The following is a 14,463-nucleotide window of genomic DNA, read 5'->3' as shown; positions in this document are numbered from 1 at the left end:
ACGCGGCGAGCGGTTCGGCATGGACGGCCGGCTCACCGTGACCTAGGATAGGGCGCTCGCGACGGGGCGACGCCATGCGCCGTTCATCACGCTCGACACGGAGGCTCCAGTGCCCGGAGGCAAGTTCGCTCTCCTCGAAGTACCGGATCTGAATGGCGGACAGCCGTCGTACCTGCGCCTCGGGGCGGCCGCGCCGCTCGGCGAGAGCGCGGGCGACGACCTCGCAGAGCGGATTCAGACCTTCACCGACGACACGCGAAAGCGCGACGGCTCGCCCGACTTCGTGCCCGAAGGCGAGCGCCAGGCCGAGACGGCGAAGCTGCACACGAAGGGCGGCTGGCGCGACCACTCGGACGGCAACCGGATCTCGACGACCGCGGGCGACAAGGTCGAGGTGATCGGGGGGAATTACCGCCTGCTCATCCTCGGCCACGGCGGCGGGAAGACCCAGGCCGGCTGGGACATCTCGGGAGGGCACCTCACCGAGGTGAGCGAGACCTTCGGCGGCGGCACCACCATCGAGTGGGTGCAGAACTACGGCGGGACGTGGAAGGTGGTCGAGACGACCATCAAGGGCGAGGTGCACACCACCTACCACGGCGATGTCTACGACACGTATTACGGCAAGATCAAGCAGAGCCAGACCGGCACGGACACGTTCCCCACGCTGCAGGTCACCGACGACTACCTCGACGACACGAACCCGCCCTCGCCCCAGGCGATCCCCACCGAGAACCCCGAGATCATCGACAAGACGTGGGCGAAGAGCATCTCGTCCTACACCGGCTCGGCGAAGCTGCCGGTGCCCACGATCACGAACGAGACCTGGGCGGAGGTGATGGTCTCGACGACGAACGCCACGTCGATGACCGACGAGACGACCGTCAAGGAAGCGTCGGTCTCCACCATGAAGGCCGAGTCGATCACGTCCTCCACCACGGTCGACGGGACCATGGAGGACACGACCAAGGCGAAGACGATCAGGAACAAGACCACGGCGGACAAGATCATCTCCGAGACCCGCGCCGACACCGAGGACGACATGTACGGCGACGCCGACTCGTACACGCAGGGCAACAGCAAGACCGTCGTCGACGGGATCGAGACCACGATCAACCTCGGCATGGTGAACGAGGTCGTCCTCGGGGCGATGATCGAGACGACGCTCGGCGGGGAGGTGACGTTCACGGCCGGGGGCTCCCTCGACGTGACCATCGGCGCCAAGGTGGAGCTCAGCATGACCGCGAGCGTCGACTTCTCGGTCGGTCCCAAGCTCGAGCTGGGGACCGCCGGGGTGGAGCTCCACCTCAGCAAGACGGAGGTCTCGCTCATGAACAAGGTCCTCTCGCCGTTCAATCTCTTTTTCTGAGGGCGCGAGCGGCGAGCACGACGCTCCACGCTCCCACCGGATGACGGAGCTCCCATGGCCGGCGATGGCAAGTACGGTATCCTCCATGTCCCCGATTTCGGCGACGGCATGTCGTCGTACCTCCGCGTCGGCGCGACCCCGGACGACGACAACACCTGGCGGGACGAGACCGACGGCAACCGGATCACGACCACCCGGGGCGACAAGATCGAGGTCATCGGGGGCACCTACACGATGAAGGTGCTCGGCCGCCGGGCCTTCAAGGCCACCACGGAGGTGGAGGAGGGGCGGATCAAGGAGGGCGGCATCACCTTCCAGGGGCGGAGCGATATCGAGTTCGTGAAGGGCGCCCGCGGCCAGAGGAAGATCCGCGAGACGACCGTGAAGGGCGAGGTGCACTCGACCTACCACGGCGACTCCTTCGAGTACCATTACGGCCCCAAGCTGGTGAGCCGCACCGGCCACGAGGACACGCCGACCCCGATCGAGGATTACCCGTCGGTGATGACGGAGAACCCCACGATGATCGCCAGGACGTGGGCGAAGAGCATCTCGTCCTATACCGGCTCCGCGAAGCTGCCCGTGCCCTCGATCAAGGAAGAGACCTGGGCCGAGACGATGGAGTCGAAGACCCACGTCAAGACGATGACCGATGAGACGACCGTCAAGGGACCGTCGAAAGAGACCATGAAGGCCGGGTCGATCACGTCCACCACCACGGTCGAACAGACCCTCTCGGATACGACCAAGGCCGGGACCATCAGGAACAAGACCACGGCGGACAAGATCATCTCCGAGACGCGCGCCGACACCGAGGACGAGAAGTACGGCGACGCCGACTCCTACACGCAGGGCAACAGCAAGACCGTCGTCGACGGGATCGAGACCACGATCAACCTCGGCGTGGTGAACGAGGTCGTCCTCGGGGCGATGATCGAGGCGACGCTCGGCGGGGAGGCCACGCTGTCGATCGGGGCCACGGTCGACGCGACGCTCGGGCTGGAGGCGTCCATCAGCGTGACCGCGACCCTCGAGGCCAGCGTCGGCCCCAGGCTCTCGATGGGGCCGGCGCGGGAGAAGGTCTCCCTGGACCGGAGCAAGGCCGCGCCCGTCCGCACGAATATCTCGGCGGTCCACCTCATCGTGTGACGCCCGAGGAGCGGCGAGCCCACGAATGGCGAACAAGAACCTCACCCCCTTCCTCTTCGGCAGCAAGGTCACCTCGCGGAGACCGCCCCAGCCGGAGATGACCCTGATCGTCCGGGCGAAATTCACGCTCAGGCCCGGAGCGCCGCTCTCCCTGCCCGAGGGCCACCCGGTGCTCGCGCAGGAGACGCTGCGGGGCAACGTGTTCCACGACGACGATCACGACCAGACGGGCGAGTGCCTCTATCCGAGCGATCTCGCGGACTACAAGCCTCACGCCGACGTGCTCTTGCTCGGCACGTGCCACACGCCGGGCAAGGCGCGCGTGACCGAGTGTCCTGTGCGGTTCGGCGTCGGGTCCTGGTCGAAGATCCTGCGCGTGGTCGGCGAGCGCGTGTGGATGGATGGCCTGCTCGGGCCGGCCATGAGCGATCCGGTGCCGTTCGACCGGATGCCGCTCGGCGATCGGCACAGCTTCGGGGGGCCCGAACACCCGCTGAACCCGGTGGGCAAGGGCCACGGGACGCGCGAGCTCCCCAACGTCGAGGGCGCGGACGATCTCCTGCTGTCGCGCTCGGATCGGCCGGCGCCCGCGGGCTTCGGGCCCCTGTCCCCGAACCGCCCCGACCGGCGCGCGAAGGTCGGGAAGAACTACGGCAAGGCGTACCGCGAGAAGCGCGCGCCGTACTACGCCGACGACCTCGACTGGACCTACTTCAACGCAGCCCGGCCAGACCAGCAGCTCCCCTACCTGCGCGGCGACGAGGAGCTCCTGTTCCAGAACCTCCACCCGGACGCGGAGGTGTTCCGGTCGCGGCTGCCGGGGCTCCGGATCCGCGCCTTCGCGAACGACGCGGAGCGCGGGTTCCGCGAGGTGCCGATGCACCTCGACACGCTCCTCGCCGACCTGGACAAAGAGGCCCTGTTCCTCACCTGGCGAGGCCTCACGGAGGTGGCCGACGACGACCTGTCGCCCGTCACGACGCTCGTCGCCTCCGAGCCGCTCGACGCGCCGCCGCTGCCCGAGGCGCACTACCGGGAGATCCTCGCGCGGTTCGAGGCCGATCCGCTCGAGATCGAGGCGCAGATCTCGCCGGAGCTCAAGGAGGAGTGGAAGGCGCTGCAAGCGCTGCAACGGAAGGGCGACGAGGCGGCGACGCCGCCGGACGCGTCGGGGCTCGACCCGCTGTCGGCGCTGCTCAAGGCGCGGCTCGGCGACGTGGCCAAGCCGCAGCAGGACAAGATTCGCCGGACGATGGCCGCGCTCGCGGGCGTCGCGGTGCCGGGGGGGAAGGTCCTCGGCAGCGTCATCGCGGAGGCGCTGCGCCACCTGCCGAAGGCTTCCCAGGCGCTTCCGCCGCCGATCGCCGAAGCGGCGCCGATGGTGACGGACGCGGCGCTCCGGACGGCCTTCCGGAGGGTCGCGCGGGCCGTGGAAGAGGCGAAGTCGCTGGCGGCCGCGCGCGGAGCGCCGGTCCCGGCGCTCGCGGCGTGGGACAAGCTCGTCGGCGACCCGAAGCTCGCGTCGATGGGCCTCTCGACGGCCCCGCCGCGCACGCCGGGAGAGATCGAGCCGGGGAGCGACCTCTCGGACCAGGACCTGAGCGACAAGGACCTGAGCGGCCGCGACCTGACCGGCGCGAACCTCTCCGGCGCCATCCTCACGGGGGCCAACCTCCGGGGCGCCAAGCTCGTGCGCGCGACGCTGAAGCACGCCGTGCTGTTCGAAGCCGACGTGAGGGAGGCGGACTTCACCGAAGCGGACCTGAGCGGCGCGACCCTGCAGAGCGCCTGGGCCGAGCGCGCCGTCTTCCGCGGCGCCACGCTGGAGGGCACCTCGTTCGACAGCGCGCGGCTCATGGAGGCCGATCTGTCGGGCACGCGGGGGACGCAGCTCGTGCTCTCGCGGGCGGACATGACCGGGGCCACCGCGAAAGGGGCGACGTGGGCCGTGGCGTTCCTGGAGGACACCGTGCTCGAGCGCGCGGACCTGTCCCAGGCCTCGCTCACGCGATCGTTCGTGTCGAAGGTCAAGGCGGCCTCCGCCACGTTCGCGGGCGCCACCCTCACCGGCACGAGCTTCTCCGGCTCGGACCTGACCCGGGCGGTCTTCACGGGCGCGCGGGGCGAAGGGAGCGTGTGGTTGGGCGCGACCCTCACCGGCGCGGATCTCAGCCTCGCCGTGCTGACGAGCGCCCACTTCTCGGAGGCCACCGCCGAAGGGGCGAACTTCTTCGGCGCCAACGTGCGAGGCTCCCGGTTCGACCGGGCCAACCTCACGCGCGCCGATTTCACGCGGGCAAACCTCTTCGACGCCGACCTGCTCAAGGCGAGGGTCCCGGAGGCGAAGTTCGTCGATGCGAACCTCTACGATGCAAAATTCTACCAGACTGCGGGCTCCGGCTGCGATTTCAGGGGGGCGAACCTGAAGAAGTCGACCCTGGAGCGGGATCGATGACGCCGGACGAGCTGAAGGCGCTGGTCCAGGCGGGCGAGCCGCTCGACGGCAGGACGCTCGGCCAGATGGATCTGCGGGGCGCCGACCTCCGCAAGGCCCGGCTGCGCGGCGCGAAGCTCGGCTGGCTGCAGCTCGGGGGCGCGGACCTCTCGGGGGCCGACCTCCGCGGCGCCAAGATCGCCTGGTGCGCGCTCGGCGGCGCGGACCTGTCGGGCGCCGATCTGGAGGGGGCAGCCATCGCCCAGAGCGATCTCTCGGGCGCGAACCTGTCCGGCGCGAACCTCACCGGGGTCAGCCTGGTGCGGGGCCAGCTCGGCGGGGCGAACCTGAGCGGCGCGCGGATCCAGGGGGCGAACCTGGCCGAGTCGAGGCTCGCTGGGGCGGAGCTATCGAGGGCGACGCTGTCGAACGCGCGGCTCGACCTCGCCGACCTGTCGGGCGCGGCGCTCGACGGCGCGACCGTCTCGCACAGCTCGTTCACGAGGGCGGACCTCTCGGGCGCCTCGCTGTCGCAGGCGCGCATCGAGGGCTCGTCGTTCGCCGAGGCCAACCTGGCGCGGGCCGATTTCTCGGGCGCCGAGCTCGACACGGTGGTGTTCCTGAAGGCCGATCTCCGCGAGGCCGTGCTCCCGAAGAAGCTCACGAAGACGGTGTTCGACGGCGCGCGCCTCGGCCAGCTGGACCTCTCCGGTGCGGACCTCGCGGGCGCGGCGCTGGAGGACATGGACTTCGCCGGGGTGAGCTTCGAGAACGCGAACCTCACGCTGTCGTCGCTCCAGGGCACGAACCTCCGGGGCGCGAGCTTCCGGGGGGCGACGCTCGACCAGACGACGCTCGCGAACTGCGATCTCACCGGCGCGGACTTCCGGGGCGCGACGCTGAGGTCGTGCATGCTGTACAGGGCGCAGCTGCCGGGCGCGGACCTGTCGGGCAAGGACCTCGAGATGGTGGTCTTCACCGAGGCCGACCTCTCCGGCGCGAACCTGTCCGGGTCGCGGCTCGTGCGCTGCGTCCTGGAGGGGGCGAACCTCACGGGCGCGGACCTGACCCGCGCGCTCGTCTCGCAGACGTCGCTGCGGTCCGCGCGCGTGGAGGGCATCGTCTTCGAGAAGGCGATCTTCGATTGCGTGGACTTCTCCGGGGTGGACCTGACCCGCACGTCGCTCTCGGGACTGACCATCTCGCGGTGCTTCTTCGCGCTCGGCAACCTCTCGGGGATGGACCTCTCGGGGTGCAACCTGTCGAACTGCGATTTCACGCAGTGCAACCTGGAGCGCACCCGCCTCGAGGGCGCCATCCTGGCCAACGCGAACTTCAAGGAGGCGAACCTGCGGCACGCCACCCTGTCGGGCGCGATGGCCAAGGCCGCCTTCTTCGGCGAGAGCGTCCTCGCCGGCGCCGTGATGACGCAGGCGATGCTCCGCAACGCGATCTTCGTGAAGGCCGATCTCACGGGGGCGAACCTCGCGGGGTCCGATGTCCGCGAGACGGTGTTCACCGAGGCCCGCGCGGCCGGGGCGCTGTTCGTGGGGGTCAAGGCGCATTACGCCGACCTCTCGCACGCGGACATCTCCGGCGCCGACTTCACCGGCGCGGACCTGACCTGGGCGAACCTGCACCATGTCCGCGACGAGAAGACACGCTATCTCGACGCGAACCTCGCCACGGCGAGGCGCACGGACGTGGACCGGCTTGAGGCCGAGGCCTGGATGCCGCCCGAGCGGCGCTCGTAGAGGAGGAGCCATGTCGATGGGAGCCATGAAGGAGAGCGATCGCGCGGCGGCCGTGCGGGTGGATGGGCCGAGGGGCGAGGAGCACGCGCGCGGCGCGGAGGTGCCCAGGATCGGCCTGGCGCGGGCCGGCGTTCCGGCGGCGGACGAGGCGGGCCCGGGCCGGGCCGCGGCGCTGCCGCGGGAGTACCTGGGGCCGGCGCGGGTCACCTCGGCGGAGGCGGGCGCGATCGCGGTGGAGCTGCCGGGCGGCCAGCCGGTCGCGGTCCAGATGGCGCTCGCGCTGCCGTACGAGCCTGCCCTGGACGACACGCTGCTCGTCATCGGCAGGGACGAGGGCTACTACGCCATCGGCGTGCTCCACGGGCGGGGGCGGTCGGTCCTGTCGCTCCAGGGCGACGTGGCGGTGCACGCGCGGGAGGGCGCGCTCTCGCTGTGCGGCGACAAGGGCGTCGAGATCCGGGGGCCGGAGCTCGATGTGCAGGCCGGCAAGATCCGGATGGTGGCCGACGCCATGGTCCAGAAGTTCACGTCGGTGTACCAGCGGGTGAGCGCGCTCCTGAGCGTCCAGGCCAGCGAGTCGCACACGGTGGTGGAGAAGACCTCGTTCACGAAGGCGAAGAACGCCACGATCCTGACCGAGGAGACGGTCACGGTGAACGGCAAGCAGATCCTGCTGGGTTAGGAGGCCGCGCGATGCTCACTGCGAACAACAAAGCCGTCGGCTTGAGCGCCGGTTTTCCGGACGTGTGCCTGTCGCCGGTGCTCGGCCCGTTCCCCTTCCCCAACATCAACCCGAACGGGATGTTGTTCCCGTTCTCGTTCAGCGTGTGGTTATCGATGGCGCCCGCCGTGAACCAGGCGTCGACAAGCCCTCTCACGACGGGCGATCAGGCGGGCACGCTGCACCCGACGTTCATGGGGCCAGCGCGGCACATACTCGGCTATTTCCGGATCCTCATCAACTTCCTTCCGGGGACGATGCTCCTGTCCCTGAGGGTCGGTAACAACTTCAACTGCTTCCTCGGCCTGCAGGTGTTGCCGAGCCGGACCAACGTGTTCTACGCCTACAACGCGGAGAGCGCGGGCGGCGCCCGTCCCGCCGGCGCCCCGGTGCTGGCGGACCTCGATGCGCTTGTCGCTTCGATCCATCCCTGCGGGAGCGCGTCGCCCGTCGAGAGCGCCTGGATCGGGCCGGGGCTCGGCTATCTGCGGATTCGCCGCTTCTCGCTGGACGTGCCCGCCCGGGTCCACACGGCGGTGAGCGCGCTCGAGGCGGAAGGTCTGGAGACGCTCGTGCTCGATCTGCGCGACAACCCCGGAGGGGAGCTCACGGCGTTCCTCGAGCTCGCAGGCGACTTCCTGGAGCCGGGGAGCGTCCTCGCGCGGGCGATCGACGCGGACGGCGACGAGATCGTGTACCGGTCGAGCCACCGGAACCCGTGCCGCGCGCCGCTGTGGATCCTTGTGGACCGCGGGACGGCGTCGGCGGCGGAGCTCTTCGCCGGCTGCCTGCAGTGGCACGGGCGGGCGGTCGTCGCGGGGGAGCGGACGTACGGCAAGGGGACGGCGCTGAAGGTGGTGGAGGATCCGGAGAAGCGCGCGCCGGTGCTCGCGCCGGCGGCGATGATGGTCCTGCCGGGCGGAGAGGCGATCCACGGGACGGGCGTGCGGCCGGACGTCGACCTCGGGGAGGACGAGGCGGTTGCGCCAGAGGGGGCGCGGCCGTCGCTTGTGCAGTTCTTCACCAGGGATAGCGCGGAGCTGCGGCGCGCCTCGGCGGAGCGATCTCGCGCGCGAGGCTGAGGGGAGTCGTCGCCGGAGCTTCGTGCCTGGTTGCGTGATGGGGAAGAGAGAGGATCCATGAGCACAGAGGGCACGGAACCTCTCTTGTTCTTTCCGCTGTGCCCTGTCCGGCCCCGGACATGAGGGCGAACAGGCCGATGGCGACGGCGAGGGGCAGGTGCCCCGGTGGCCGCGAGCTCGCGGCCGGTCCATTTTGGTTGACGCAGTTCATGTGAACGTTCACAATCGCCTCTCCGGGGTTTCTTTCGCTTTGCCCGGGATAGGCCGTCGTGTGCGCCGGGCCCTTCGTCCTCGGGATCGGGATCGGGACCGATCCCACCTCCGCTCGCTCGATCGTTGAAGATGCGAGCAGCGGCGAGGTCGCCGGGGCCGCGCTCGCGCGGTACCGCGCCGGGCGCGAGGTCTCACCTGGGACCCGCACGCGTATCGCGGTCACTCTCACCTCGCCCGACCACAATTAACCTCGCGGAGGCTGCCTTGCGTTCATATGCAGCACAGATCGTTGTTCTCGCTGGATTGAGCCTGATCGGGTGCGGCTCGTCGGGTACAGAGCCCTCCCCGGGAACGGGGAGCACCTCGTCCGGGGCAGGAGCGGGGAGCACGGGCGGCGACGGAACGACCAGCGGGGGGGCGACCAGCGGGGGGGCGACCAGCGGCGGCACGACCGGCAGCGGCGGCACGACCGGCAGCGGCGGCGCGGGCGACGGCGGTGACGGTGGCTCGGGGGGTAGCGCCCCTGCTGTCTGCCCCGAGACCTACTCCAATCCTCTCATCTGGGAAGACCTCCCCGATGTAGAGGTCATTCGCGTCGACGACACCTACTACTATACGGCGTCCACGTTCCACCATTCGCCTGGAGCGCCCCTGCTCCGCTCCTACGATCTTGTCCATTGGGAGTACCTCTCGCACTCCGTTCCCCGGCTGGACTTCGACGCGTCGTACGACCTGAACCGGGATAGATCCTATGTAAACGGCATCTGGGCGTCCACGCTCCAGTATCGGAAGAGCAACGAGACCTTCTACTGGATGGGCTGCATGCACAACGTGGGCGGCGGCTGGGTCTTTACCGCCAAGTCCCCCGAAGGTCCGTGGGAAAAGCACAAAGGTGGCTGCTATTACGACATGGGGCTGTTGGTCGACGACGACGACACCATGTACGTAGCTTACGGAAACGGCACGATCAGCGTGGCCCAGCTGAGCGCAGACGGCTTCAGCCAGGTCAAGAATCAGGCCGTATTCCAGACACCGGATAACATCTCCGGACCGCTGGAGGGCTCTCGCTTCTACAAGATCGACGGAGACTACTACATTTTCGTCACGCAATACGCGAATGGTGAGTATGTGCTGCGATCGACGAACGGACCCTTTGGTCCCTACGAGCTGCGGCCCTTCGCGGTCAAGCTGCCCTACGCCGGCGCTGCGGGCTCCGGTGGAAGCCCGCATCAAGGCGGCATCGTCCAGACGCAAAACGGTGACTGGTACTACATGGCATTCAATGACTCGTTCCCAGGTGGCCGCCTGCCGGTCATGGCCCCGATGACCTGGGCCGACGGCTGGCCCTCGGTCACCCTGGTGGACGGCAAATGGGGTGGAACGTACCCCTTCCCGGACCTGCCTTGCGGCTCGAATCGAGTGAAGCCACCTGCAAACAAGGAGACCTTCGCCGAGGAGACCCTGGGCCACGAGTGGGAGTGGAACCACAACCCCGACAACACAAAGTGGTCCTCCGGGGCTGGGCTGACCCTGCAAACGGCGACGGTGACCGACGATCTCTATGCTGCTCGAAACACGCTGACGCGCCGTATCGAGGGACCCGTCTCGAGCGCGACGATCGAGCTCGACCATGGCAAGATGCAAAACGGCGATGTAGCCGGCCTCGCTGCCCTGCGTGACATGTCGGCGTGGATCGGGATCAAGAAAGCCAACGGGGCAACGCGCGTCGTGATGACCAATGGTGTCAACATGAACACCTCCTGGACCACGACGAGCACGGGCACCGAGGTGGCTGGTGCCGACGTGTCCGGCGACAAGGTCTGGCTGCGCGTGGAGGCCAACGTCCGCACGGATGCCGGCGGCGCGCAAGCGCGCTTCTCCTACAGCACGGACGGCAGCCGATTCACCAGCCTGGGCAACACGCTCAACATGAACAAGAACTGGCAGTATTTCCTTGGGTACCGTTTCGGTATCTTCAACTACGCCACGCAGTCTCTAGGCGGCTCGGTGAACGTCGCCTCCTTCGAGGTAACCAGGCCGTAACAGGCGAGCCAGGCGACTTCGCCCTGACCAGGAGACGGCGAGACGAAGCAAGGGCTGTGTCCATCGAGCGGAGCACGCTCGTCCGGCCTGGCATCTCGTGGACATCGGCGTTCTCCCGGATACGGAGGATCGAAAAGATATCCGCTTCATCACGTCACGGCGCTGCGCGCCTTCTCGGAGACTCCAGATGACCCTCTCGATCGCGATGAACTTGGCTCAAACACATCGTTCTCGATGTGGCTCGCACGAACGGAGCGATGCGGAGCGCCGCAGGTCGCGCCGTTCGACGTGGGCCGCGCGGGTGGCGGCCGTCGCGCTGGCGGCGCTGTTCAGCGGGTGCGCCGATGAGCCGGGAGGAGAGACGTCGACCGGCTCCGGGTCCGGCGGGGGCGCTGCCTCGGGCGTGACCAGCGGGGGCGTGACGAGCGGCGGCGTGACCAGCGGGGGCGCGACGAGCGGCGGCGTGACCAGCGGGGGTGCGACGAGCGGCGGCGTGACCAGCGGGAGCGGTGGAGGCGGGGTCACCACGGGCGGGGCGACGGGCTCGGGCGGCGGCGACGGCGGTGGCGACGCCAGCACCGGTGCCCAGGGCGGTGGCGGCGCGGGAGGAACGGGAGGCGCGGGCGGGTTCACGCCATGCCCGACGAGCGGGCAGCCTTGCAAGATCCTGCCGCTCGGCGACTCCATCACGGACGGGGTCGGCGGGGTGCAGGGCGGTGGCGGCTATCGGATCGAGCTGTTCCGCAAGGCGCGCGCCGCGGGACAGAACATCACGTTCGTCGGCTCTCTGATCAACGGGCCGACGATGGTCGACGGCGCCGCGTTTCCGCGGGCTCACGAGGGACACAGCGGCTGGAGGATCAACCAGATCGCGGGGCTCGTGCCGACACCCGCGCTCGCGGATAGCCCGCACATCGTGCTGCTCATGGCGGGGACCAACGATCTGACCCAGAACGATAACGTTTCCTCGGCGCCGCAGCGCCTGGGAGCGCTCCTGGACAAGATCTTCGCCGCGGCGCCCAACGCGCTCGTGGTCGCGGCGCAGCTCATTCCGGTCACCTTCGCCGATCCCGCGGTGGTCACCTACAATCAGGCGCTGGTGGGGATCGTGGAAGCCAGGGCGTCCGCGGGACAGCACGTGCTGCTTGTGGATATGCACACCGGGTTTCCGGCGTCGGAGCTCCCGGACAGGATCCACCCGAACGGGCCCGGCTACGCGCGCATGGCGGACGTCTGGTACGCGGCGATCGGCGACCTGCTGCCGTGAGGCGACGTCGTGGGCTCGCCTTCCTCAGGAAGGCCTGCCCGAGCGGACGGAACGCCATCCCGCCGTGCGCCGCTCACGGGCGCACGGCGAGGTACACCGTGCTCCAGAGCTGCACCGCGTTCGACTCGTCCTGGTGCGTCCTCTCGGCGCCGAACGGCACCAGCCGGTAACGCCCTTCCTCGACAGCCCAGCTCCAGAGCTCCCGCGTCCTCGCCTCGCTCGAGGCCTGGATCACCTCCCAGAGCGCACGTCGCGCGCGCCCCAGCGCGTCGCGCACGCGGGCCGGCAGGTCGCCGCGACCGAGCTGCCGATCGAGGCCCGCGGCGAGCATCGCCTGCTGCCACGACCAGGTGACCGTGCCGTGGTAGTGGCTGGACGTGAACAGCCCCCAGAGCGCCGGATCCGGCGCGAACGCGGGGTTCGCGACAAGGATGCCCACCGGCGTCCGCAGGCCGGCCGGGAAAGGGCGGAGCAGGCGGCCCGCGATCTCCTCGAGGGCGCCGGGCGGCGGCTCCGTGAACAGGAGGACGAAGCTGTCGTCGGAGTGCATGATGGGAAGGGGCCGGCCCTCCCCGTCGAGCGCGACGGCCGGAAACGAGAGCGTCCCCGAGAGCGACGCGAGCGCCGGCGCGGCGTCCAGGCCCAGCGACGCCGCATAGGCCGAGACGCGCCGCCTCGCCTCGCGCTCCGGCAGCTCCACCCGGAAGAACACGCCCGCGTCCTTCCACGCGCGCGCGAGCCGCTCCGCCCGGCCGGCGCCCTCCCCGTCCGCGCCGAGCAGCGGGCTCGCGAGGAGCCGCGCCGAGGCGCGGAGCGCGGCCGGCACGAGCGCGGCGTTCACGTTGTACGGGATGCGGCCGAACGCGAGGCCCTCCGCGCTGTCGCGCCACTCGCCGACCGACGCTCCCTCCTTGAGCGCGATCAACGCCCTCGGATCCCCCGTCTCGGCGAACGGGGCGGCGAGGCGGAGCACGAGCGACACGTTCCGCGCGAGCGCCTGCGCATACGTGTCGCCGCCCGGCGTCCGGCGCGACAGGAACGCCGCCGCGCGCTCCCGGCCCGGCGCGCTGCCGAGGAGGTACTCGGCGGCCAGCGGCGCGAGGAGGAAGTCGTCGTCGATCATCTTGTAGTCGTAGACGGGCTCGCGCAGCGCCCCGGCGCGGCCCGCCGCGAGGTGCAGGAGCGCCGCGTACTCGCCGATCGCCTCCTCGTGCGCGACCTCCCCGGCCGCGCTCAGCCGATCCAGGACCGAGCCGATGCCCGCCTCGACCACGGCCGGCTCGAGGACCGGCAGGAGCATCCTCACCGCGAGCAAGGTGTCCCGGCCAAAGTACGTAAGGAAGCGCCAGGACCCGGCCAGCAGCTTCTCCCGGTACGCGAGGAAGGCGAGCGCCTGCCGGTGGCGCGGGTCGTCGGCGGCGCGCTCCGTGACGAGCTCGTCGAGGGGCACAGGCGTGAGCGGCGGCTCGTCCGAGAGCGCCGTCACCCGGACCCGGACGCCACCCGGCCCCGCCGCGAGGGCGATCCGCCCGTCCGGCTCCAGCGTGGCCGTCGTGCCGCCCTCCGGCTCGATGAGGAGCTCGAGGTGGTGCTCGCCGTCCCGCGTGGTGCGCCGCACGGCGATCGAGGCGCCGCCCGCCGAGGCGCCGGCCTGGACGTCGCTGCGCAGCCAGGCCGGAAGCTCGGCGTCGCGGCCCACCTCGCGCACGGTGCGGATGCTCCCGAGGACCAGCCGATGGACGCGCAGCGCCGGGGCCGTGCTCGCGAGGAGCGCCGAGACGCCGCGCATCCCGCCGGGCCGCTCCACGCCCGAGAGAGCCCCCTCCACCGAGAGCTCGACAGGCGCCGGCAGCGCGTCGAACCACACAGCGATTCCCATGTTCCCCGCCGGAAAGGCGACGATGAGCCGCGGCGACACGCCCGAGGTCGCCAGGACATGAGCGGCGATATGGCCACGACGGAAGAAGTGGTTGCGAATCCGGCCTTCGTGCAGCTCGAAGGCCAGGAGCTCAGGAGCCGGCGGCGCCGAGGGCGCCTCGCCGTGCGGCGCGCCCGAGACGCAGGAGGCGGCAAGAAGCGTTGACAAGGTGGTTCCCCTCATGAATCGCCCGGTATTCGTGGGCCTCGTGGGCACCGCGAGACCCTAGCTAGCCGGGACGCGCCTGCCAAGGACTAAGGATCTTCCCGTGGCCGCTAGCTTACGCCACCGACGCGATGGCCGCTTATCGCACGTTTTCATTGAAGTATCGCGGGACTCATCAGGACGTCTGGGAGGGCCCGCCCAGGGCTCATCTCCGCGCGGCGCCGCCGAAAGGGAGGCGATGACAAAAGAAAGAGTTCACACCTTTGTTGCCCTGTGATAACCCATCCGAGACATCGGTTGTTGATAGTGAGTTCGCACGCAGGCGAGCAGCCTGCCAACTACCGTCAA

9 protein-coding genes are annotated in these 14,463 nt (G+C 69.7%); 8 read left to right on the top strand and 1 reads right to left on the bottom strand.

Annotated elements, in window-relative coordinates; all coding sequences use genetic code 11:
* The first annotated feature begins 109 nt into the window (after positions 1 to 109).
* From WMF36_RS10325 to WMF36_RS10290, 8 genes are all read left to right on the top strand, one after another.
* On the top strand, positions 110 to 1,369 hold the full coding sequence (locus tag WMF36_RS10325; protein WP_437579438.1) for a hypothetical protein: 1,260 nt from the start codon (positions 110 to 112) through the stop codon (positions 1,367 to 1,369).
* Between the two features lie 54 nt (positions 1,370 to 1,423).
* Entirely contained in the window at positions 1,424 to 2,518 is a 1,095-nt protein-coding gene (locus tag WMF36_RS10320; RefSeq protein WP_437579437.1) for a hypothetical protein, read from the top strand.
* A gap of 25 nt (positions 2,519 to 2,543) precedes the next feature.
* Complete coding sequence (locus tag WMF36_RS10315; protein ID WP_437579436.1) at positions 2,544 to 4,973, top strand: DUF2169 domain-containing protein; 2,430 nt, start codon at positions 2,544 to 2,546, stop codon at positions 4,971 to 4,973.
* Positions 4,970 to 6,706 carry a pentapeptide repeat-containing protein gene (locus WMF36_RS10310; protein WP_437579435.1) on the top strand — a complete coding sequence of 579 codons (1,737 nt, stop codon included), beginning with the start codon at positions 4,970 to 4,972 and terminating at the stop codon, positions 6,704 to 6,706. Before WMF36_RS10315 ends, WMF36_RS10310 begins: the two co-directional genes overlap by 4 nt.
* Before the next feature lie 10 nt (positions 6,707 to 6,716).
* Positions 6,717 to 7,388, top strand: a complete 672-nt coding sequence (locus WMF36_RS10305; protein WP_437489133.1) for a DUF3540 domain-containing protein — start codon at positions 6,717 to 6,719, stop codon at positions 7,386 to 7,388.
* Positions 7,389 to 7,399: 11 nt separating this feature from the next.
* A complete protein-coding gene (locus WMF36_RS10300; RefSeq protein WP_437579434.1) occupies positions 7,400 to 8,509 on the top strand; it encodes a S41 family peptidase in 1,110 nt (369 codons plus the stop codon).
* A 516-nt stretch (positions 8,510 to 9,025) separates the two neighbouring features.
* Entirely contained in the window at positions 9,026 to 10,765 is a 1,740-nt protein-coding gene (locus tag WMF36_RS10295; RefSeq protein ID WP_437579433.1) for a glycoside hydrolase family 43 protein, read from the top strand.
* A gap of 301 nt (positions 10,766 to 11,066) precedes the next feature.
* Entirely contained in the window at positions 11,067 to 12,032 is a 966-nt protein-coding gene (locus WMF36_RS10290; RefSeq protein WP_437579432.1) for an SGNH/GDSL hydrolase family protein, read from the top strand.
* Between the two features lie 73 nt (positions 12,033 to 12,105).
* On the opposite strand, the gene WMF36_RS10285 is transcribed toward WMF36_RS10290, so the two are convergent.
* The gene (locus WMF36_RS10285) at positions 12,106 to 14,118 is read right to left on the bottom strand and encodes a hypothetical protein (protein ID WP_437579431.1); all 2,013 of its coding nucleotides are present in this window, start codon (positions 14,116 to 14,118) and stop codon (positions 12,106 to 12,108) included.
* Between the last annotated feature and the right edge of the window lie 345 nt (positions 14,119 to 14,463).

It is taken from the genome of Sorangium sp. So ce887 (assembly GCF_051521455.1).
Classification (GTDB): domain Bacteria; phylum Myxococcota_A; class Polyangia; order Polyangiales; family Polyangiaceae; genus Sorangium.
Note: the sequence above shows the minus strand (reverse complement) of the source record. Positions and strands in the feature narration are given on the sequence as shown.